The sequence below is a fragment of the Enterococcus sp. AZ179 genome (assembly GCF_050498885.1).
In the GTDB taxonomy this organism is placed as follows: Bacteria; Bacillota; Bacilli; order Lactobacillales; family Enterococcaceae; genus Enterococcus_D; species Enterococcus_D entomosocium.
This window is the reverse complement of sequence record NZ_JBMHEO010000001.1, coordinates 3,183,765-3,205,414: the sequence shown is the minus strand read 5'-3', so window position 1 is coordinate 3,205,414 and position 21,650 is coordinate 3,183,765. Positions and strand designations below refer to the sequence as shown.

General features: G+C 38.8%; 26 protein-coding genes. 1 reads left to right on the top strand and 25 read right to left on the bottom strand.

Annotated elements, in window-relative coordinates; all coding sequences use genetic code 11:
• The first annotated feature begins 185 nt into the window (after positions 1–185).
• A complete protein-coding gene (locus IGI88_RS15030; RefSeq protein ID WP_016612191.1) occupies positions 186–1,127 on the top strand; it encodes a GIY-YIG nuclease family protein in 942 nt (313 codons plus the stop codon).
• Positions 1,128–1,196: 69 nt separating this feature from the next.
• On the opposite strand, the gene IGI88_RS15025 is transcribed toward IGI88_RS15030, so the two are convergent.
• The 25 genes from IGI88_RS15025 to IGI88_RS14905 all read right to left on the bottom strand — a co-directional run bounded on the left by IGI88_RS15025 (position 1,197) and on the right by IGI88_RS14905 (position 21,644).
• Positions 1,197–1,427, bottom strand: a complete 231-nt coding sequence (locus tag IGI88_RS15025) for a YkuJ family protein (RefSeq protein WP_005225886.1) — start codon at positions 1,425–1,427, stop codon at positions 1,197–1,199.
• Positions 1,428–1,510: 83 nt separating this feature from the next.
• Positions 1,511–2,386: an NAD(P)-dependent oxidoreductase gene (locus IGI88_RS15020; RefSeq protein WP_429960737.1), complete on the bottom strand. Its 876-nt coding sequence runs from the start codon at positions 2,384–2,386 to the stop codon at positions 1,511–1,513.
• Between the two features lie 159 nt (positions 2,387–2,545).
• Positions 2,546–3,730, bottom strand: a complete 1,185-nt coding sequence (locus IGI88_RS15015; protein WP_429960736.1) for a tyrosine-type recombinase/integrase — start codon at positions 3,728–3,730, stop codon at positions 2,546–2,548.
• Complete coding sequence (locus tag IGI88_RS15010; protein ID WP_016620367.1) at positions 3,723–3,929, bottom strand: DUF3173 family protein; 207 nt, start codon at positions 3,927–3,929, stop codon at positions 3,723–3,725. Before IGI88_RS15010 ends, IGI88_RS15015 begins: the two co-directional genes overlap by 8 nt.
• 70 nt (positions 3,930–3,999) lie before the next feature.
• Positions 4,000–4,392, bottom strand: coding sequence for a hypothetical protein (locus IGI88_RS15005; RefSeq protein ID WP_429960735.1), 393 nt, complete (start codon positions 4,390–4,392; stop codon positions 4,000–4,002).
• Positions 4,393–4,438: 46 nt separating this feature from the next.
• Positions 4,439–5,023 (bottom strand): hypothetical protein, encoded by a 585-nt coding sequence (locus tag IGI88_RS15000; RefSeq protein ID WP_429960734.1) that lies wholly within the window; start codon positions 5,021–5,023, stop codon positions 4,439–4,441.
• A 13-nt stretch (positions 5,024–5,036) separates the two neighbouring features.
• Positions 5,037–6,095 (bottom strand): lysozyme family protein, encoded by a 1,059-nt coding sequence (locus IGI88_RS14995; RefSeq protein WP_429960733.1) that lies wholly within the window; start codon positions 6,093–6,095, stop codon positions 5,037–5,039.
• Positions 6,096–8,576, bottom strand: coding sequence for a CD3337/EF1877 family mobilome membrane protein (locus IGI88_RS14990; RefSeq protein ID WP_429960732.1), 2,481 nt, complete (start codon positions 8,574–8,576; stop codon positions 6,096–6,098).
• An 11-nt stretch (positions 8,577–8,587) separates the two neighbouring features.
• Positions 8,588–11,110 (bottom strand): ATP-binding protein, encoded by a 2,523-nt coding sequence (locus tag IGI88_RS14985; protein WP_429960731.1) that lies wholly within the window; start codon positions 11,108–11,110, stop codon positions 8,588–8,590.
• A gap of 30 nt (positions 11,111–11,140) precedes the next feature.
• Complete coding sequence (locus IGI88_RS14980) at positions 11,141–11,533, bottom strand: TcpE family conjugal transfer membrane protein (RefSeq protein ID WP_429960730.1); 393 nt, start codon at positions 11,531–11,533, stop codon at positions 11,141–11,143.
• Positions 11,534–11,544: 11 nt separating this feature from the next.
• Entirely contained in the window at positions 11,545–11,763 is a 219-nt protein-coding gene (locus tag IGI88_RS14975; RefSeq protein WP_270276372.1) for a TcpD family membrane protein, read from the bottom strand.
• A complete protein-coding gene (locus IGI88_RS14970) occupies positions 11,763–12,776 on the bottom strand; it encodes a conjugal transfer protein (protein ID WP_429960729.1) in 1,014 nt (337 codons plus the stop codon). Before IGI88_RS14970 ends, IGI88_RS14975 begins: the two co-directional genes overlap by 1 nt.
• 13 nt (positions 12,777–12,789) lie before the next feature.
• Positions 12,790–13,641, bottom strand: a complete 852-nt coding sequence (locus IGI88_RS14965; protein WP_429960728.1) for a hypothetical protein — start codon at positions 13,639–13,641, stop codon at positions 12,790–12,792.
• 17 nt (positions 13,642–13,658) lie between these two features.
• Positions 13,659–13,808, bottom strand: a complete 150-nt coding sequence (locus tag IGI88_RS14960; RefSeq protein ID WP_429960727.1) for a hypothetical protein — start codon at positions 13,806–13,808, stop codon at positions 13,659–13,661.
• 4 nt (positions 13,809–13,812) lie between these two features.
• Positions 13,813–14,175, bottom strand: coding sequence for a hypothetical protein (locus IGI88_RS14955; protein ID WP_270276376.1), 363 nt, complete (start codon positions 14,173–14,175; stop codon positions 13,813–13,815).
• 12 nt (positions 14,176–14,187) lie between these two features.
• Positions 14,188–14,358 carry a hypothetical protein gene (locus tag IGI88_RS14950; protein WP_429960726.1) on the bottom strand — a complete coding sequence of 57 codons (171 nt, stop codon included), beginning with the start codon at positions 14,356–14,358 and terminating at the stop codon, positions 14,188–14,190.
• Positions 14,359–14,370: 12 nt separating this feature from the next.
• Positions 14,371–15,132: a hypothetical protein gene (locus IGI88_RS14945; protein ID WP_429960725.1), complete on the bottom strand. Its 762-nt coding sequence runs from the start codon at positions 15,130–15,132 to the stop codon at positions 14,371–14,373.
• Positions 15,129–15,983 (bottom strand): hypothetical protein, encoded by an 855-nt coding sequence (locus IGI88_RS14940; RefSeq protein ID WP_429960724.1) that lies wholly within the window; start codon positions 15,981–15,983, stop codon positions 15,129–15,131. Before IGI88_RS14940 ends, IGI88_RS14945 begins: the two co-directional genes overlap by 4 nt.
• On the bottom strand, positions 15,973–17,466 hold the full coding sequence (locus IGI88_RS14935; RefSeq protein ID WP_429960723.1) for an ATPase, T2SS/T4P/T4SS family: 1,494 nt from the start codon (positions 17,464–17,466) through the stop codon (positions 15,973–15,975). Before IGI88_RS14935 ends, IGI88_RS14940 begins: the two co-directional genes overlap by 11 nt.
• 4 nt (positions 17,467–17,470) lie before the next feature.
• The gene (locus IGI88_RS14930; protein ID WP_429960722.1) at positions 17,471–17,869 is read right to left on the bottom strand and encodes a hypothetical protein; all 399 of its coding nucleotides are present in this window, start codon (positions 17,867–17,869) and stop codon (positions 17,471–17,473) included.
• A gap of 61 nt (positions 17,870–17,930) precedes the next feature.
• Positions 17,931–18,092, bottom strand: coding sequence for a hypothetical protein (locus IGI88_RS14925; RefSeq protein ID WP_016620384.1), 162 nt, complete (start codon positions 18,090–18,092; stop codon positions 17,931–17,933).
• Positions 18,093–18,113: 21 nt separating this feature from the next.
• A complete protein-coding gene (locus IGI88_RS14920) occupies positions 18,114–18,428 on the bottom strand; it encodes a hypothetical protein (protein WP_429960721.1) in 315 nt (104 codons plus the stop codon).
• A 50-nt stretch (positions 18,429–18,478) separates the two neighbouring features.
• The gene (locus tag IGI88_RS14915) at positions 18,479–18,640 is read right to left on the bottom strand and encodes a hypothetical protein (protein WP_429960720.1); all 162 of its coding nucleotides are present in this window, start codon (positions 18,638–18,640) and stop codon (positions 18,479–18,481) included.
• A 33-nt stretch (positions 18,641–18,673) separates the two neighbouring features.
• A complete protein-coding gene (locus IGI88_RS14910) occupies positions 18,674–18,988 on the bottom strand; it encodes a hypothetical protein (RefSeq protein WP_429960719.1) in 315 nt (104 codons plus the stop codon).
• A gap of 4 nt (positions 18,989–18,992) precedes the next feature.
• Positions 18,993–21,644, bottom strand: a complete 2,652-nt coding sequence (locus IGI88_RS14905) for a hypothetical protein (RefSeq protein ID WP_429960718.1) — start codon at positions 21,642–21,644, stop codon at positions 18,993–18,995.
• Positions 21,645–21,650 lie beyond the last annotated feature (6 nt).

The following is a 21,650-nucleotide window of genomic DNA, read 5'->3' as shown; positions in this document are numbered from 1 at the left end:
AAGATTCTAAAAGCTGCGAGTTGACAAAATAATCTGTTTCCGTTATAGAGAAATTTCCTTTGAATGTCAAAGTTTATCATTGCGTTGTCTCCACTCTATTCCTATTTTTTTCTTGTCAATGGCCAGCAAACGTTGCTCTCTCCGCTCTCATCTGCTACTCTTTGAAGGAAGGAGAGGAACGATCGATGAATCCGAACAAAGAGTTTCTAAAAAACAAAGCAAATGCACTGCCTGAAAAGCCTGGCGTTTATCTAATGAAAGATCAACACAACGAAGTCTTGTATGTGGGAAAAGCCAAATCATTGAAGCAGCGTGTCGTTTCCTACTTCCGAAAAAACCAGCAGCATGCCAATAAGGTACTTCGACTTGTTTATAATGTCGTTGATTTTGAAACCATCGAAACAGATACCGAATTGGATGCACTATTACTTGAATGTCGTTTGATCCAAGCTTTTCATCCTATCTACAACCGCCAAATGAACCATTCAGCGAACTATTGCTTTGTTGATTTGACGAATCATAGCTTCACGATCACTCAAACACCACAAATTGGCAGTTATGGCCCCTTTCGGCAAACAAAAAAATTGCCTGTGTTGTTTCAATTATTGTCAGAAACGTTTCAATTGCCGACTGTCAACGAACTGACGCTATTAACCTTACGTAAACAACTCCCTCAAATGGAGGCGTATCCCTTGGAAGAGAAGTGGCGAGAGATCGGCTGTTTTTTTGCAGGAAAGAAGACAGACTGTTTTTCACTCCTTAAAAAACGCTTGGCATACCTGATTGATCACTTATTGTTTGAACAAGCTAGTGTACTGCAGCGAGAGATCCATTTAGCAGAAAGCTTTTACCAAGAAATCGTGAGGGTCAATCAGTTCATTCAAGAACCGGAAGTGATTTTTTCGATTCCCCTTGACTTAGAGGAGCCAGTATCACAGACGACTCAACTCAAATACTATCAAGTCAGCTTTGGTAAGTTGATCCAAACAAACATTCTTTCTCCCGAAGAAACATTCCAGCCACTTCCGCCATCAAGCGCTGCGCTGCCTTTAGCCCCGGAAGATCTCGATCCATTAGGGATCATCCTTAATCACCTGTACCGCCAAGAAAAAGCAGCAGATAAATAAAAAACAGCAAGCCCAAGTAGGCTTGCTGTATAGATATGAGTCAAAGACATCAAAACGTCCCACTCATTCTTATTGGATCAAATCATAGATTTCCATGGCTACAATATCAACATTATCAAATTGATAAGATTGACTTGATTCTGCTTCCGTTAATTCAAACGTTTCTGTCGAATTGTCATAAGTAACGGTACATTTTTCGACGCCTTCTTTTTCAAAACGACGTACTTGAACTTCATTGTCTTGCGCTTCGACCATCGCTTCTAAACGTTTGATGATAGCGACTAATTGCGAACTTTTCATTCGTAAGCCTCCTTTTTCTGTCCGTTATATTGTATCAAAACATCCTCTATCTTGCATTGATTTTTCGTATTTTTTTTGTCATTTTAAGATTTTTTTCCATCTTGCCACCAAAGTTTAATCAGCGCCTGCGTTCCGTCATTTTCATAGCCTTTTTCAGCCAACTGATCATACAATTTTTTAGCTAAAGTGGTGCTCGGCAAATCCAATCCCATCTTCTTAGCCTCATCCAAAGCGATCCCCAAATCTTTGATGAAATGTTTGACAAAAAAGCCTGGTGAATAATCCTCTTTTAGGATACGAGGACTGTAATTCGTCATGGACCAATTGGCTGCCCCACCGCCAGAAAGCGTGTCAATCACTCGTGGTAAATCAAGACCGGCTTGGTTCGCATAGACCAGCATTTCTGTCATCCCCGTCATGGTTCCGGCAATCATGATCTGATTGGCCATTTTCGTATGCTGACCCTTTCCTGCCCCTCCTTGAAGTTGAAACGTCTTTCCTAATACTTCAAAAAGTGGTTTTACTTGTTGGTAAGCTTCTTCATCGCCACCAACCATAATCGTTAGCGTGGCGTTTCTCGCACCAAGATCACCACCAGAAACTGGCGCATCAATACTCGCTGCTCCTTTTTCCTTCGCTGTCTGGTAGATTCGTTCTGCCAAATCAGGTGTACTGGTGGTAAAATCCACCAATGTTTTGCCCGTCACAGCCGTTTGAAAAATCCCTTGAGGCCCATAGTAAACTTCTTCAACGTCGGATGGATAACCAACCATTGTAAAGATGATTTCACTTTCTGATGCAACTTCTGTTGGGGTGTCACACCAAATTGCTCCATTCGCAACGAGTTCATCTGTTTTTGCTTTCGTCCGATTGTAAACATTCACTGTATGTCCTGCAGCTAAGAGATGACCAACCATCGCTTGACCCATGACACCAGTACCGATAAATCCTAAATTCATGCAGATCCCTCCAAAATAAAAAAGTTCATGTCTTTAGTATACGCTAAAAACATGAACAAGGGAAACAAATCCACTGCTATCAACGGTTACAGCCCCTTTATTTTCTCGTGAGAACATTCGTGAGAACATTTCCCAATATTTTGCTTCTATTATAGTACGTTATTCTCTACCGCTGATCGTATTTAAACGATCAACAATATCAAAATTCTCTGTCGGATACAAATGAGAATATATATCTAATGTCATTTCAATCTTGGCATGACCTAATCTTTCTTGAACCATTTTAGGATTCTCTTTCATATGAATAAGTAAACTAGCATGTGAGTGCCGCAAATCATGCAACGTAGCTCTAGGAAGACCAAACTTCTCTTGCAAGCGTTTGAACTTGACTCCCATCCAAGCTCCATCAATGAATACATCGTCATGGCTAAACACTAATTTTATGTCACCAGAACGATGTTGATAAAATCTCCAATTTTTTAATAATAAAATCGTCCTGTTATCAATAAATAATGTTCTTTCACTACTTTTCGATTTTGGAGTAGATAGATATTGTTCCGACTTTTTTTTGGATCGATTACCAACTGTATATAGCACCTTGATTTTTCCTTCTTCTAAATCAACACTTTCCCACAATAATGCAGCGCTCTCCCCAAATCTTAAGCCAGTGAAAAACAAAAAGCGATAAAATAAATAGTGAAAAAAATCATAGTATTCAGTTTGCGATAGCTTTTCTTGTAACATAATTTTATTCTCGAGATTAGTTGTAAAAATACTTTTCTCAAAAACTTTGAAATCATCCAACGTCCAAAAATTGATCTTTTTCTTTTCAACCCTTATTCTTCCTAATGCACGAAATGGATTTTCTTCAACAAACCCAAAGATTTTTGCTCTATCCCATATACCAGCCATTAAAGAGCACAACAAATTAATATATGATCCGCACACACCACTTGATAAAAGTTTATTTTGAAATATCTGCACATCCAAAACACTAATATCACGCATATTCTTGTTTTCAAAATCTTTAAAATCTTTCAGCAAACAGTATTTTCTTGGATTAAATGTGTTCGGCTTAACTCTCGATTTATACCAATCCAAATATATCTGATCCCTAAAATCCTTAAAAGTCATATTTTCTTTACTATCTGAATCAGAGACCACTTGATCTTTAGCTTGTGTCTGATTCAACATAAAAACCATATACGCACGATATGCCTCTGCCTCTGTCTTAAAACCTCTTTTCGTTTTAGTAAGTCTTTTTCCAGTAATTGGATCCTTCCCTAGATTAGCTTTGAAATAAAATCCATTTGAATCCTTATAAACATTTTGCTTTTTACCCATTTTGAGATACCTCACCCGTCTCAAGTTCGTAACCCAAAATTTCCTCAATCGCCCACTTCGGCACTCTCCCTCTCCCTTTACTTAAATAGAAAGGGCAGCCCCTTTTTACTAACATTAACTTTGCTTCACGAATTATTTCTCTTGCTTGATATTCACGATATCCTTTCTTCATCAAATCTTGTTTTGTACATGTTTCCATTATAAGACACTCCTCCTAAAAAAAATACCAGCAAGGATTAATTTCCTCACTGGTACTCACTTCATTTATTTTATTCATCAAATTTTCCACTACGATAAACTTCCTCATAGTTGCCTTCGGTCAAAATACTTGGTAATTGGCTGATAGAGCTAGTCCAATCTAACTCTTTCAAATGGTAGGAATACAGACGTTCTGATTGCTTTATTTCTCCTCTGCTAGACTCACGATCTGAAATCCGAGGTACAAAAGCATGCACCACATATGCATCAAGCAGCTCACTGTAATAGACCTTGAGACTAAGGTCATCTTCTCCCCAATCATGCTCTTCATATCTTTGATTCCGTTCATCTACTATCGCATCAATGACCTCTTGAACGTCCTTATTCGGTTTATTACCACAGCCGACTAAAACAAAAAGACTTATCGCAACCAACAACAACCCTATTTTTATTCTCTTTCTCATAAAATTCTCCTTTTATCTAACGAATTTCCTAGCATTTGATACCAGTTTACCCATAGATCAACTCAAATTTCAAGCCTGAAATCAACCATTTACCATCTAATTCTAAATCCACCGTTACTAACAACCGTTGTTCTAAACCATCAACAATCATTTCCAGTACATTGACGACAGCCGCACGATTGTATTCTTCCTGACTATGAAAAGACTGATAGCTATACTCAGTGATACTTCCTGAAAAAATCTCTCCATCATCTGTAAAAAGGTACTCGTCGTGTAACGACTCCAACAAAATATTCCTCAATTGTTGATTTCGTTCTTCCATTGACCACTCACCATAATATGCATCAAATAGTTTATGATTCATATCCAAAAATGCCATCGCCGTACTTCCAGTTTCTTCCTCTTCTTCGATTGGGAGAATGTCGACTACATAATTGGAAGCCTCCGTTTGCTCTATTGACGACTCAGAAGAAGAAACCGAAACATTCGGACTAGGTCGAAAATCAAAATAATGTTTTGATTCTTCAATCGGATTGCTCCCTTCCATATCAACTTTTTCATTTGATATTATAAAGAACGCAGCAACACCTATCATTAAAATACTGGTAATGATTAAACCTATTTTTTTCACACAACTCCTCCTATCATTTCAAACCAAGTACTTCTGCTGGGTCTAATAAAACATCTTCGCCTAAACTATCATTTGTTGAGTACTCAAAATGAAGATGTGGTCCAGTACTGTTCCCAGTAGTTCCTACAAATCCAATTACATCCCCTTGCTTCACCTGATCACCAACCCGTACACTATTACTCACATTATGGGCGTACAAACTACAATGACCATTTTCATGACGAATACGAACGTAGTTTCCCCATGAATCATGCCATCCTGAAAAGATTACTTCACCATCTGCAATCGCTAGAATCGGCGTTCCTTGAGGATGGGCAAAATCTATCCCACGATGGAAATTTCGTCCGCCATCGTTCGGATGGATTCTCCAACCAAACCAAGAACTGATATTAGGCGGATCAAGCGGTAAGATATATTCTCCTGTCCCACCAACAACTATAAATTGTCGGACAAGACCGACATAGTGAAAATTTCCGCCGTTATTGTATTGGTACGTGCGTCCATCCGCAATCGATACTGCATTGATATACACATTTTTCACACCTGTTGTATTACCCAAGCTTGGCGCCACCACATTTCTCGAATATCGTTCCGCTAAATCAGTTGTATGGCGTTTGCCATTATTAGCGATAAATGAAATATAAGACAGCCCAAAATTATAGCTTTGTACAGCTGACCACTCATCCACTTCATTTTCTCGCGCCATTGCTAAGGCTTGCGCATAATACTTCACTCCTTGCGCAATAGACTCTCGTTCGTTTAACGTATTGACAGGCAAACCTAGCGATTCACTTGCTTGAAATAAATCTGGGTATCTTCCTCCGCTTTCAACCATCATCATCGCTAATAAAATTGGCACCTGATCTAAAACATCATGTTCTCTTGCGACTCGTTCCACTTCGCTTTTCCAACGTAAGACTGCTTCGCTTAAACCGACATTCCCATAGGCTCCTTCAAAAGAGATATCATCGCCTTTTTTCTGACTTTGATCATAGCCTCCTGCAAATAAAATCAGAAAAGCGCCTATAAAAAACAGTGGAAATAACACAGATAGTATATATTTTTTGATCATTTACTCACCTCGCACTTCTCCGAATAATGCATCAAACGAAGCCTTGGAGTCCGCCGCAAGTTGATTCACTTCATCTTGAAAATCTACACCTACCCTCTCACCAATTTGTTCTGGATGCTCAAAACTTTCAGAAATTGCCGACACATGGTTAGTTTCAATCTCTGTTTCAAACACATTATTGGCTTGTACCAATGTTTCATTTTCTAAATGATTAAAAAACTCGTTTGTTTGTTGATCAAGGTACTCCATTGATACATCAGGTAAGCCTAGTTCGATTTCTGGCATAGTTTCCAATGGATTCAACGTTATTTCAGGATTCGTTCCTTCAATAGCGGACATCTCTAATGCTTCTACTTGGCGTTCCTCAGTTCCAAATCCTACACCAGTCGCTTGTACGTCGGCTGCTTCCAACTCATTGATTTCGGCTTGTTCTACATTTTCAGTTTCGGCATTTTGAATTTCAATTGTATCAATCGTTGCAATATCTTCTTTCGTTTGTTGTACATCTGTTGCTTCCAATTCTTGAATTTCAGCTTGTTCTACGTTTTTTGTTTCCTCATTTTGGAGTTCAATTGCATCAATCGGTGCAATATCTTCTTTCGTTTGTTGTACATCTGTTGCTTCTAATTCTTGAATTTCGGCTTGTTCTACATTCTCTGTTTCCGCATGATCAACCTCAATCGTATCAATCTCCTCAGAATCCTCATTCGTAAATTGAACATCTGTCGCTTCCAACTCATTGATTTCTGCCTGTTCTACATTTTCTGTTTCTACTTTATCGATTCCAAGAGCATCAATTTCCTCAAAATCATCATTCGTAGAATGGACATCATCTGCCAACAATTCATTGATTTCGACTTGAACGGCATCCGCGTCTAGGGCTACATCATCGGCGTTAATATCTTCTGTTGGCGCTTGGAAGTTATTAGCATCTTTAAAAGGTGCTTCTGTTGGTTGATTTGTCGCTTGATTTTCTTCATCGATAGCGCTCTTCGCTCGATCAACCGTATCAAAGTAATCATCCACCGCCACTTGTGTGAATAAGTCTTGCTCATGCTGTTTGAATGCTTGACGATCCGAAAAAATATCATAGGCATTTTCTTTCGTATTCTCTGCAAGACGACCTCCTACTTCGCCTAACGGCATGCCGACAGTTGCCAAGCCTACCGCATCAGCACCAAGCTTAGCTGTATCCTTTACTTTTTTCTTAAGTGGTGCACTGGCTTTATTCCAGATACCACCATCAGCACTCGAAATCATACCGCCTGAAATCATTTTGAAAATCTTGTCACGATTTTTCCAAATTACCACTAGAGTTACAGTAATTGCAATGACTTGCAATAAATAGTTGGCAACGCCATCTGCTGGAATAACGCCTCGAACTACATTGATCACGGACACTAACATCATGAATGAAATCCCTAACAAAACTCTTACCCCAAACAAACCAATCAGGGTTTGCAAGGATTTGAGAAATGCCCCTCGGAATTTCGGAATCATGCTAATAAACATCGCTAAACCGATAAAAGCTGCCACCACCAGTGCCATAACACCTGTTAGTAAATTTAATACTTGAATGATCAAGATCGGTGTACCAAGCACAATGGTAGTAATCGGTGATAGAAAGCCAACAACGAATTTCCAACCTGCTTTTTCAGTCGTCATAAACACATTATCATCTGCCATCTCCTCTACAAAATCTTTAATATCTTCATCTTTCTTTTCATCCCATTCACCTTGAAACAATAAAGAAGAAAGAGTGCTTGCTTCATATTCTGATATGACATCACTTCTATTTGCCATACCAAAATTCATCAATAAGAACGGTTCTTCAATCGCTAGTTCAAATAATGTATTTTGAGCATGAGTTACTGGTGTTGCGGCATTGGTAGATTGTGCATTACTTGTTGTTCGAATTAAGTTCCCCTGAACCTCTTCAGTTAGAGAATTAAAATCACGAATAATTGTCGTCGCACTATTGTTCCAAACCATGCTCATAACCACTACCGCTGAAAAAGCAAAGAACTGTTTTGCGGCTTGTTGAGGTGATCTAATGATATATAGATACAAACAGTACAACGCCATCGCAATAATGATTGTTAATCCAAAATCCCGATACAGTGAATCGTACATTGACTTAGAATATACTGTAAAAACAGAAACATAATCATTAACTACATTCGCATTACCAAACAAATCTATCCCTGTTCGAAACATCGAGTACACTATTTTATTTAAATCAAAAAATAGATTGGCACCACCATTTAACCAATTTGCGATATCTAAATTTTGAAAAAAACGTGGTCTTTCAAACATGTAGCTCTGATAAGAATCTAGGCTATATTGCTCTGCCTTATCTACCACAGTTGCATCTTCATTAGGATTGATTGGTGTCGGTGCTGCATCGGCACTAACAGTTGTCATCAGAGTAAAAAACAACAAGAATAGTGCCAACCATTTAAAATATTTATTATTTTTCATACACTCCTCCTTTAAGCAAACTGTTTTTCAGCTTCACTTGAAGCTGTTTTCTTCACTGTCTGCAAGGCATGGTGCCATTCTGGAAAAAGATTATGAATACTTAGTTTTGCTGTGCGTCCATAAATGTCTCTAAACAAGCACTGCCCTTTTTTCATGTTCTCCACCAGCGTCAAATTACGCTCATTGACTTCAATGCCGATATGGCTCAAAATATCACTTCGTTCAGATTGCCAATCAAAGGCAAACATTGTACCAAAACTATTCGTATCTTGATCATCTCCAACATCTTTGACGGATTGAGTAGAATAGACAAGGATATTACAAAATGATCGTCCGACACGCTGCATGGCTTTCAACACTTCACGTCCGCCTTTGGCTTTCGCCAGAATCCACGCCTCGTCAAAAAATTCAATCGTATACTGTTCTTCATTTTGATTCCCGAATTTTTCACAAAACTTGCCTAATGGCAACATTAAACAGGTTGATTTTTTGTTGGCTTCTGAATAGTCTTTGACGGGTACATGCGGTTCAGGCAAACTCAGCCCTGCAATACCCAGTACTGTACATTTATGATTCAAATCCAAACCATTAGAATCACCATCACTAAAACCCAAATGCAAGATACTGTTTTGAATTTTAGAAAACAATAACTTGGCTGCACGTTGAATCACTTGATCCTCATAGTTATGTAACCGTCGAATCACAGTGAGCAAGCCAACTTTTTCTCCCAGTTCACGTTCTTCAATGACTTTGTCTAGTTCTTCATTAATCGCCGTTTCTACCTCTTCTCGATTATCCAAATTGTATATGGATTGAATCATTGCTTGTGCCGTATCTTTCGCTTCTACGCCACGCAGAAACACAATTGGGTCTAGAACACCATGGTTTTCTTTTTTCGTAGCGTCTAGTGTCACATAGTTAATGGAATTCAAATATGTCACGAAGCTCGGGAATTTTTGTCGAATCACTGGATCATTGGCAGTTCGTTTAAATTGCTTGGCAACTTGATTTTTCGGATCGATATACAAAACTTTCGCATCCAGTAAAGACGAATAAAAGAATAACATTCCAGTTAAATAGGACTTCCCTTTTCCTGTCTCGCCCGTAATTGCGACGTGCGGACTATCTGTAATTGCTCCTTCTTGACCTTGGTTGGCAACCAACATATTATAGAAGACACTATTTCTAGAAGACTGGATACTATCTTTTAACGTTTCTGATTCTAAAAAAGGATCGATCCGACCCAAATACCATCCCGATCGTGTACCTGCACTATTCGTGACCGCAAACAAGGTCTCAGCTAAGCCGTGTCCATTCGTCACTTGCATCCAATCAGACATTGATTCAACAGACGCACTAAACAAGCACCGATAGAACAATTGTGCTTGTTTGGCACTTGGGCGGACAACACTGATTTTTAAGCTCTTCATTGCATTGATCAACGCATCACCACGACGTTTGTTTTGTTCCCGACTCTTTCCTATGATCACAAAACAGCCCATCCAAGCGATAAGAGGTTCGCCACTTTCTAGTTCATTACTAATATGATTTACCATTTGGGCATTACTTTTGATACGGTCACTCGCAGATTCTCCTGCCAACCTTGCTTCTTTTGCTTCAGTCTTGTGACGATTTTTTTGAATCATAACCTTCGAAGAAAAACCTGTCACCCCTTTAGGGTCAGGATAATGCGCCTTTATCCGAAAATCACAAGGGAAGTCCATCTGTTGGGCAACCTGATAGAGGTGATTATAGGCAATATTGTTTTCTTCAAAGTCGGCAATAGGTAAATAAGACACAACGCTATTGCCCAAATCAGAAGATAAGTGAATAAAGCCAACGTCTTTGCCTGCATCGACAATCGCTTCGCTGATTCGTGCTTGGGAAAAATCTTCGTTTTTCTTTTCGTGGGGAAGTCCACCAATAAAAGAGAGTCGATTCAAATAAATCAGTTCATCTTCGGTTAAACGAGCCGCCCTTCGACTACGCAAAGAACGAAACAACTCTTCTTCGATTGGTTGAATTTTTTCTAATTCATCCTCTTCCATTACAACCTTTTTCCCAAATAACGAGAGAATTTGATCACTCACCTCGTCCGTGACCCTCTTTATGGATTCAATTGGATTTTCATTCCCATACATATCCTTTAATCGGACACCTAACACAAAATCTGGTTCCGTAATTTCACCCAATTCACTTTTCAAACCTGCAACTGTTCTACCCATGTACTCTAATCCTAAACGGTGATATTCAGGCGCTAAATCCTTTGAAAACTCTTTAAAACGTTCCGTCAATTGTTTATCTTTCGGATACATTACCAACTCAAATTCGCCATATTTCGGTAATGTTTTTCGGAAAATCGTTGACCAGCGTTTCTTAAATTTTTCTAGCTCTTCAAAATTATTCGGATTGGTTTCTTCAGCGGCAATCCGATAATACGCCCACACATAGCCGCTTTTATCAAACATCAAATTGCCTTTGATTGCCTTAAAGGGAATTTGAGCTAATTTGATCATTTCCTTAACTGCCTTCATTTTTTCCTCCTTTAAAAAAGAGAACAGAGTTTAAACTCCGTCCCCTACTTTCTCAAATACAATTTTGCCAACATCGTTGACCATTTCTTCATTGCAATAGCGTACCTTAAACAATTTAAAGATAACTAAATAGATCAATAAATCTCTCAGGTAAGGAAACACTTTTTGCCCATCAGGATTCAAGTTCAACAGTTTTCCAGAAGTCCAATAAGGTAAACCTAAATAAATCGCAAATCTAGTTCCCCCAGCAATCTGATTGATCACTGCAATCAAGCCACCAAACACGATATGAGTGATTGCTAGCAGAACGAAAAAAAGCACCACACGATTTAACTCAATCGCCATCGGCAACATAAAATTCCCGAAAGCTCGCACACGAATCGGATCATCAAATATCTTTTTGTAGTTATAACAAACTTTCATATACTTGCCCCTTATCTAAAGAACAAGTTACTAACAGCTTCAAAGGCTTGCGAAACAATTCTAGGATTGTTCACAACAAAAGCAGTTGCGCCTGCTGCAAGTAAAAAGATCACAAATTTACTCCATTTTTGTTCATATAGATATTTCAAAGCAAAACCAACCATGACAATCCATACCGCATTGATTCCTTCTCTTTGTACCCATTCTAAAAGCGCTGATAAACTTGGCATTAATCTATTCCTCCTATACTATGTGATAATTTTTCAACAAAAAAACGATCCCCATTATTTGAGATCGTTAATGTCATATGTTCTTTGTGTGCCAACCCAGTATTGTTCAACTGTAGTTCAATCACTGATTGCACAATTAATTCCTCTTGATCCTCAAATTCGTAAACCTTATTCTCCGAACGAACATATTCAAATTGTCCATCCAGTGAAATTGGCTCTTGCATCATATAGGCAATATCTTCTACACTGCTAGACGCATAGTTATTAAAGAATTGTTCTAAAAATTCTTCGAGACCTTCTACTTCTGCAAAAGAGACTTGGTTCCGTTCTGACAAAGCACTTTCCGTTGCAGCAACAAGACCTCTGTTTTCTGGCACTAAACCAAAATATGGAAATTCAGTAATCGCAAATACTCCATTTTCTTCTACAAAGGGAATATTTAATAAGTGTTCAAAGGTTTGACGATTGCTTCCTTCGAGTTCACTGGTTGTATACCGCACAAAGTAACGTGCTACAAACCCCTCTTGGGCTTGGTTGAGTTCATACAAACGGAAGTCTTCCAATTGGCGATTCGTGTCATTGCCAAGCGTATAATCACTCGTGGATTCAAAGTAATATCCTAATGCCTGTTCACGCTCGACTCTAGAGTCATAGTCTTCCGCATCAAGATTCATAAAAAGCGGAATAAACTCAGCAAAATAAGCATCCGTTTTTCGTTCATCTACCGAGACCGCCGTTAGTGTTTCTAGTTTCTTTGTCATTGCATCCACTTGTTCATATAATTGCGCATTACTGGCAGAGACATTATTCGCTTTTATAAATGCGAATACACCACTTAAGCCAAGGACAACAATCATTCCCCAAACCGTATAACGAGTACGTTTCGCTATTGTACGCTTTCCTGACGGAATCGTACTTCTTTGTTTGTTTTTTCCTTTCAGTAGCTTACTTTTCTTGATTACAGAGGTTCTTGGGGCTTGTTGAATTGGTTCATCAATTACTTTTAATGCCATGTATACACCTCCTCTATTCTGGCAATTCCGTCAGGTTAGTGAAGGTATTGACAGCTTCAAATTCATCGCCAACGGCATATTCAGGTAACGAGAAAATATCAAATGCTTCCACCTTTTCTAGACGACAAGCCTTGATTTCTGTAACGAGAATTTTTTCCGTATCAACGACAAGATATTTTCCTTCAATCGGAAAATACGTTTTCAGCGCTGTGTTTCGACTCTCATTGGGATTTCCTGATTGAAACTCGCAACGAATTTCTTCCCCATTGGTTTTCACGACCACTAATTCATAGTCGTAGATTGGTGCTTTCTCTGATACAGCTGTTGCTTTGGTAACTCGTGGTGCTGGATCATCAATCACTGGCTCTTCTCTCGGCGAGAAAATCGGCTGATTGTAGATTTGGTGTTCTTGTCCCACTGTTTTTGGTTTAAACAAATATGGAAACATTTTTTGCAGCACATTCTTTTTCGGTAGCGCTGATACTGGTACTGCTGGTTGGGCATAACTTTGTGGCGAAGGACGGACAGCTTCTGCTTCCGTGTTGAATTGACGATTGATTTCTGTGTAAATTTTTGCGCCATCAATCGCTTCCCCTGCTTCTAATAATTGACGCTGTAATTCATCTAACAAATTAAATTCCGTCCCTACTGGATCAATCAAAATACCTTCAAAATGATACGTCTGAGACGCTTCAAGGTCTTTCACGGTCACAGTTAAAAAAGTACCTTCACGCAGATTTTTTTGTAACTCGACCAAGGCTTGTTGGGCATCATATACCCCATAATCTGCACCTCGCAAAAACCCGTACTTCCGATAAAGGTGCTTTTCGACTCCTCTAAATCGCAAACTATACTTTTTCTTCAAAAAAATTTTCCTCCTTTTTACATCTTCAACTGACGATTACTAAACCACTGATTCCAAATCTCTTGAATTACTTCCCAATAGTTCAAAATAATTGGTGTTAGGATAATCACAAGCGCTAACGCCAATACAAAGAGCCATAAGCGACCCGTCATATTTTCTTGGTTCATGTCCTCACCTCACTTGAGAGATTGCTTGCCCTTCAATGGTAAGAAAGACATTCGGCATCGGGACAAATAACAGTGGGTATTCACCAACGATTTCATAACTTACTATGTCACCAAAACGAACTTTTTGTCCCATTTGCGGACTACTCACAATATAACGCCCTTGGTAATAGTCATTTGTATACTCGGTAATTTCTGCCATCGCTTCATCAGTCAAGCCCCCTCGGCGCTCGATCCGATAGTTGACTTGTTGGCGGAACGTATTGACTTCTTGAATTTGGTAACAAAAAATCGCTACACTTAAAATAAAGCACATTAAAATCATGCCGAAAAGATAGCGAAAAATTTCTGATACTGGTTGTTCTAACATTTCATCACCTCGTCATCGATTTCTTATGTGACTGACAACTAATAACGCAAATAACAAACCCAACACCCCTGCATGTCCAAAGAATAAAGCAGTAATCGTTACACTCAACAAAAAGAGGAACGAAACTCTAAGAATCTTCCACCAAGTTGTTGGATTTGGCTCTTGTTTGGAATCTTTTTCCACAAAGTTCCTCCCTTAAAAATAAAACCCGACTTGACCTATCTGATAAAGAAACAAAGCCAGCGCAAAACCAACGATCAACACCACGATACTCGTCATCATTTTGGTAAACAACAACTGGAATCGTTTGATTTTGAAAGCAATGATTTGATCAATGCCTTGCATCATTTCGGCACTAGCGAGTTGTCCGAGTCGGTCAATGACTTGTAAGTTGATCGCTCCCTGCTCCAGATCATAGAGTGTGCTCATAAACAGAATACTCATCTCACTCCCCGACACTGCCATCGCATAGTCCTCATACGGTTGAATGCTATTGGGAAAATCTGACAGGTCTTTCATCAAGCCCATCAATAAATCTTTGTCAACTTGATAGTTTAGACGTGGGACGACTCGACTAAAAATTTGATAAAGATTAATCCCTGATTCTGCTTGTTTTAAGAGTGGAATCAACAATCGAGCAAACTTGGCAAATTGCATCTGACGTTCAAAACGAAACTGCATATAGACTCGTTTGACTGTTTGTAATTGTTGGCGATACAATAATACACTCACCACAAAACCAAGTGGTGCTATACGCCAATCGATAAAATAACCTGATAGTAAAAACAAACTCGTCAAAAAAAGTGTTCGTTGGATATTTTTCTTTTGCCATTTCGCAATCGCTACCGTGCTATTGTTCATCTCTCTTAATTGTCGGACAATTTCTTCTGGTAATAGCCGCAGCCAAACTGGCGGTTTATTCTCAACGACTAAATGTTTTGCACTACGTGTTGTCATTTCGTTCTCACCGTCACTTCCATTACCGAATCATCAAAATAATTTTTTAAAAAGCGGTTAATAATCAGAAAATATATCGGAACATAGAGTCCAGTAGTGACATAGCCCACGATACTTCTTGCAAAACCGTCAATATACATCTCAAAGCTGTTTCCCATTACATAGGACGATAGGTGGAACATGCCAATCAAACCAATAATCATCGTTGACATCAGCTTCACACCTCGCAAATAGCCATCTTTTGCCGCAAAAAATAACTTACGCTTTTGAAGCATATCATTGTGGTGTTTTGTCAAATCTTGCATGGACGATACATTATGCTTTCCTTCATGGATCGTCGTTTCTAACTGTTCTAGATACTGGCAGAACAAAACATCGTCATGATACTTCTCATTGAGCTTTGACATGGTCTCAATGACTAACTGCATGTCGGCACCAATTGTTAAAGAAGCGACTAATTCCGACATATCGATTTGAAGTTCTCCTCGCATACGTGGCAAGATATGTTCAATCGATCGAATCACGGTTTTACTTCGATCAGCCATTACCTGAGTCATTGTGTTCATAAAATGATTTCTTGCGGCTAACGCCTCTGTTTCATACCGACGTTGAACAATTTTAGGCAAGATTTTACGATAACCATACCAGCTACCAAAAATCATCCCGATTAAAACAACCCACCAAAGATAGGTTAATAAGCCCAACATGATTCCGATCACTAAAGCAGGCATAGCAATCAAGCGCACCACTTCTTTTCGCTGCATGCCATTGCCGTAAGCAGCACTTAAGGCATAAAGTTCTTCTAAATCTAAATAATTCTTTTTCTGTGTTTCAATCTGGCTAATTTTCATGACGTTTCACCACATCTTTGATAATCGCTGATAATTCCTCTGATTTTTGAATTTCTTCCTCTTCCATTTCTGGAAAATCAAATGACAAAAACTTCTCTGCCATTCGTTCTTGAAAAGCTTCCGACAACGTACCTGTAGTTACATAAAATTGCCCATGTGCAAATTTTTGTTTAAAAATAGACCTTGATCCATTCGGTGAAAACTCGACAATCTCAGACAAGTAACGAATGATTTTAAATATATTTTTCTCTTCATCCACAACTAATCGAACGGTTTTTATATGCACACCAAAATCAAAATAGGTTAGCACATCTTCAGTCACTGCCTCTTCATTGATTGAATATTTTGAGTTACACATATTGACTAACCGTCGTGGGATTGACCACGCATCGGTTGCGTGGATTGTTGTGACAATTTTATGATCGGTTAACGCTGCTTGAATCATTTCATACGCTTCTGCTCCACGTGTTTCAGAAACATTGATATACTTTGGATAAAAACGTAAACTCGCCTTTACCAAATCCTCAATCGATTTTTCTGGAGAAGTAACCCATGCGAAAACATCATGTTCAGGTAAAAGCTCCTTGATATGTGTTTCTTGAACATCCTCAATTACAATTTGCCGTGTTTGCTCAGGGATAAACGACATAAGCAATTTTAACAACTCAGTTTTACCAGAACCTGTTTCTCCAGCAATCGTCATACACACACCTGTTTGCATAACTACTTTAAAAAAGTCAAGAACAAACTCAGGTGCAAAGTCAACAAAATGTTCCTCAGTTAATGCCAATATTGGTCTTACAACTCTTAAAGAAGTCGTTGTTCCATTTGGGCTTAAACTTTTATCCACCGCACTTAAGCGCAAATGATTGAATACCCCATCCAAGACTGGTCTTGACGGGTTAAATGCTTTTCCTTCGGAATTAGCAAAACGATTAATAATCCGTAAAACGGAACCTTCTGGATCACTTAACTCCAAGTCTTCATTTGAAAACACTTGATACGAATCACTGCCTTGGACAGTCAAAAACGTACCATTCCAACCAATATCTGTAACAGAATTATCTAAAAGAATCTTCTCAATGAACCCTGTCCCGACAATTTCTTGGACGACATATTCCGCAACTTCTTTGCCGTGCATGCTTAATCGCTGTTCCTTCCTTACGATTTTTAACAATTCCTCCCGTGCGGATTGATCCACTGCTGCATCTAAAATAAGTTGTGTGTGGTGCTTGACCAAATCTTCTCGAATACTCATTAATTGCTGGTCAGATATTGCACGTTTGAAATCTTTTTTAGACAGTGTTTCTTCTTTTTTGGGTAATAAACCATTGGCTTGTACATCCACCAGCTTGTTCGTTACAGCATCTTGGACTGGTTCCATTTTTTTAACGATCTTTTTCACGGTTGTACCAGCTTTTTTTACCGCCGTAGCTTCTTTTTGCAATTCTTCTTGACTATCATCAGTTATTTTTAATGCCAACGAATCATCCCTCCTCCTCATTTTCTGGCGTACTCAAAATACACGTTGCTTGGTCTGTCTTCCGTCCATCAAAGATCGACACACGAATTGCCTTAATTCCTTTCTCGTTTGAAGCCATCAAATACTCAAAATCAATAGTCAGCGAACGGTTTTGATAGGTTCCTTGTCTTTTGATCGTTCGCTCAAAGTCTTTCTCAAAACTTTCTTTGTCTAAATAAAAATCACCTTGATTCACTCGTGCCGAATCATCCCGATTGGCAAGCGCCGTACTACGCAATGTTTCCGTCAGGGTCAACGAATCAACATCCGTTTGATAATTACCTAATACAAAAACAACGAGACCTGCAATAACCAAAAAACTAACAGACATCAACGCAACTTTTCTAGGTATTCCTGATAACATTTGCCACCTCCTATATAAACAAAAGGCAAGGGTTTCCCCTCACCTTCACCTTTTTCACCATTTAGTTAGGCACTGTAATTCCGTTGATATAGTTCTGCATTTGCCCGAAAACACTATCCATCAATTCTGGAAAGAACAGTAATGCCGCTCCAATAACCAGTGAACATAATGCAATTACTCCTAGAGTTGCCCAAAAGCGATCTGTATTCAATTCTAAATTCATTTAATTTCCACCTTTATCAATTTATTTTTCTACTACATTTTCAGGTCTTTGTGCTGTTTCTTTTCTTAACAAAGACTCTTTCTCTGTAAACAATGGATCAATTTCATTCGAAAAAATACGAATGGCTCGTTGTTCAATTTCACCTTCCTTGATTCCTTCATAACTCTTTCGTACTTCTTTTTCTCTACGATTTCGACTAAACGCCTTCAATTCATCTAGCCTCTGATCAACCCACTCGAAAGGAACATTCTCAGCTTCCATTTTTGCAACAAATATTTTTGCACGATCCGCAAACAAGCGTTGCCAAGCTTCCTCATACATAGCTTCTACTTTCATCACATCACCTCCATTAAAAGAAAAAAAGGAAGATCGCTCTTCCTCTTCATCTAGTTCGGTACATTGATTCCATTGATATAGTTTTGCATCTGATCAAAAATATTGTTCATTAATTCAGGGAAGAAAACTAGCGCCGCTCCTATCACGAGCGAACATAGTGCAATTACTCCCAGCGTTGCCCAAAACCTATCTGTATTTAGTTCTAGATTCATTGATTCTCACCTCCCTCTCATTCAGAAAACCATTTACTTCGGAAAAAAAATCTGGCGAAGTTCTTTAAAGAAAGTCACTATAACAGTAAGCAATCCTGTAAAAAAAACTATAACGGCTTGTACTAAGTCATTTTCTAGAAAAGCTTGTCCAAACGATTGAACTGGAGAAAAACTACCATCCATTACACTTCGACCAAGTCCTCCTAAAAATGAAAAAGGAATCTCAATCAACTGTTTACCAATAAAGATTCCTAGACTCATAAAGAGCAACAACCAAATTAGCCGCCAAAAGCGAGCACGGGCATCATCCAATGATCGCTGGACACTGTATACATGATTTCCATACATGCACTCACGCCCCTTTCAGCCAAGCAATTTCTTCATCCGACCAACCTCTCGGTGCATCGGTTTCTGGAAAAACTGGTGTCAGCAACAACTCGTCTAACTCTTTTGTGTCGCTATCCATTGTTGCGTACATATACGCAAAGACATCGACAGTTTTAGTCATTTCCAATTGAATATGATTCTTCCCTACAATATCGGATTCAATTGTTACCTCATAACTGCTAAGATCTAGCCAAATTGGTAGATAGAAATTACGACCGCCATCAAGCAATTCACGATTGCTTCTGGTCATTTGGTTTGCTGTGAAGAGATTTCCTGTTATTTTCTCAACACGCATTTCTGGAAATTCATAAGTGAAAGAACTATCTGTCCGACTATCTCCCGAACGAGCCAACGCCCACGTTTGATCCAAAGGAATGATTACTTCCTTTTCTTTTGCGACAAAAACCTCATGAATTTGACTATCTACCAGCTCTTGCGGTACCCGAACTCGAAGGTCAAAAGCTTCAACAGTATCATGAACTTCGCTCGAAAAGGTTGGTGCTAAGTCAATCGCAAAGCCATAACCTGTTTTAGAACTGACCATTGGCTCAAAATCGAATCGAATTGTTTCACTAAATTCTTGAACCGATACTTCCTCACGCAAGCGTAATGTTCGAACCACCGCTTCATAATCTACGACACCCTTCGTTACATCTCGCTCGGTCAAAACCTTTTCAGTAGCTGTATAACCGTGAGTAGCTAAATCTTTTGTGTCCGTGACAAATTTGTTCTTGTCTGGATTATCCACTACCTTGATTGTTACAAGGTAATCAATTTTTTCCGCTTTTTCGACTGCATCCGTTGGGAGCAATAACTCAAAAACATCATCTACATCGTTCACAGTCAATTCTTGTTCATAGACCACACGATTTGTTGCTTCTTCAACAATTTCGATAACAAAACGCAGGTTCGACAAGTCCTCTTGGTATTCTGCTTCTTTTACTAAAACTAGTCGTGCAGGAAGCCCACCATCTTTTTCTGCTTTAGACGTATCGATTTGAATCGATTCGACATTTACTTCCAACAATGGGATATGATATGGAATCACAAAGTATAGATCACGACCATTCACAACACCTAAATGATTTACAGTTGATTTGTATCGATTGCCCTCGTCATCTTCTAAATCATCAAAAGGCTCATACGAGTATGATTCACCATCAAATTTGTGTTCTTCCACTTTTCGAAGCAATTCTTCGGTTTGTTTATCGATATGATCAACAACAATCCGTCTTCGAAACAATTGTGTTGTTACTTCTTCTGACACTTTTGGTTTATCATCCACACTGACACGAACAACATTTCGAAACAGCACATGATCGGATTCGATTAGTTCTTCTAAATACCGTACATCTTTCACCTTGACTTCTACTTCGATCCGATAATCCGTATCATAGAAGCGGTCTGTTTTTAACACAGCAGGTTTTGCAACAAAATGAATTTTGTCTTTTGTCGAATAATCATCAAAAAATAATGAGACATCTCTTCCTTCTTGATCAACGATCCGATAATTCACTACTTCAAGACCAGCTGGTAGATCGTCACGAATTTCATACGATCGATAGTAAAACTCATCAAGTTCATCTGGTACCTTATGAATCAGAAGGTACACAAATGAATCGTGAAGAGATTCAAGAACTGAACTGGTTACCAAGCCATCATCAGTTTGAATATATTTTTCTGGCTCAATCGTTGCGGTTCGAGCAAGTTTTTTTCCTGTAAAACCGAAGAATTCCCCACCTCGTTCATTTGTGTTTGGTTCCCCTATTTGCATATGACTAGGTAGATTTTTTAAGTTCCAATCGAATTCTACAAAGCTTGTATCTCTGTATAAAAAGGTGAACTGAGCCCACAAATCGCTCGGATCAGCATTCACACGAAACGGATCATAAACAGTTAAAGAACCATCATTTTCTTTTTTGACACTGATATTACTGTCTTCTGTTACATATATCGTGCCTAGGTGAGGGACAGTGTTTTTGTCGAAAGTAACCCCTTGGTTAAAATCAATATCTGTAATGGTCATATAGCCACTTAGCTTCACAGGCTGACCTGTTCGGGCATCAATAAATTCCCAACGCTGCTTCACATAGCGATAACTTTGTTGAACATGTGAGATAGCGCCTGTCGTATAAAAAATATACCCATAGTTAGTAGCGCCTCTTTCCCAATCCGTAACAGTGATTTTCAAATCAATCACACGACCATTATGCATACCAACATTATGATAAGTAACACCAACTTTCCCTTTACTGTTATCGTTTGTAGGTAAGTATCCTAAAATCCCAGTAGCTCCACCATAACTATATGACCAACTATCCCAGCGACCACCAAAAGTTGAAACAGTCGTTACTCCATCTATCCAGCGAGCAATAAAAGAATACTCTCCGCTGATTTCTGTTTCATCATTAACAATTTCACCATATTCAGAACTTCCTAAATTTCCAGTCCCCCAAGTATTTGTATTTCTTGAAGCATCGGCAATCGTAGTATTAACAAGGAACATAGCAACTAAGGTTCCTAGTATTAAAAAATGTGTCCCTATTCTTTTTAGCAATGTTTTCACATCCTCTCTTTCTTTTTTTGAAAATAACTCAGGCGGCGAACGTATACTCATCCAAAA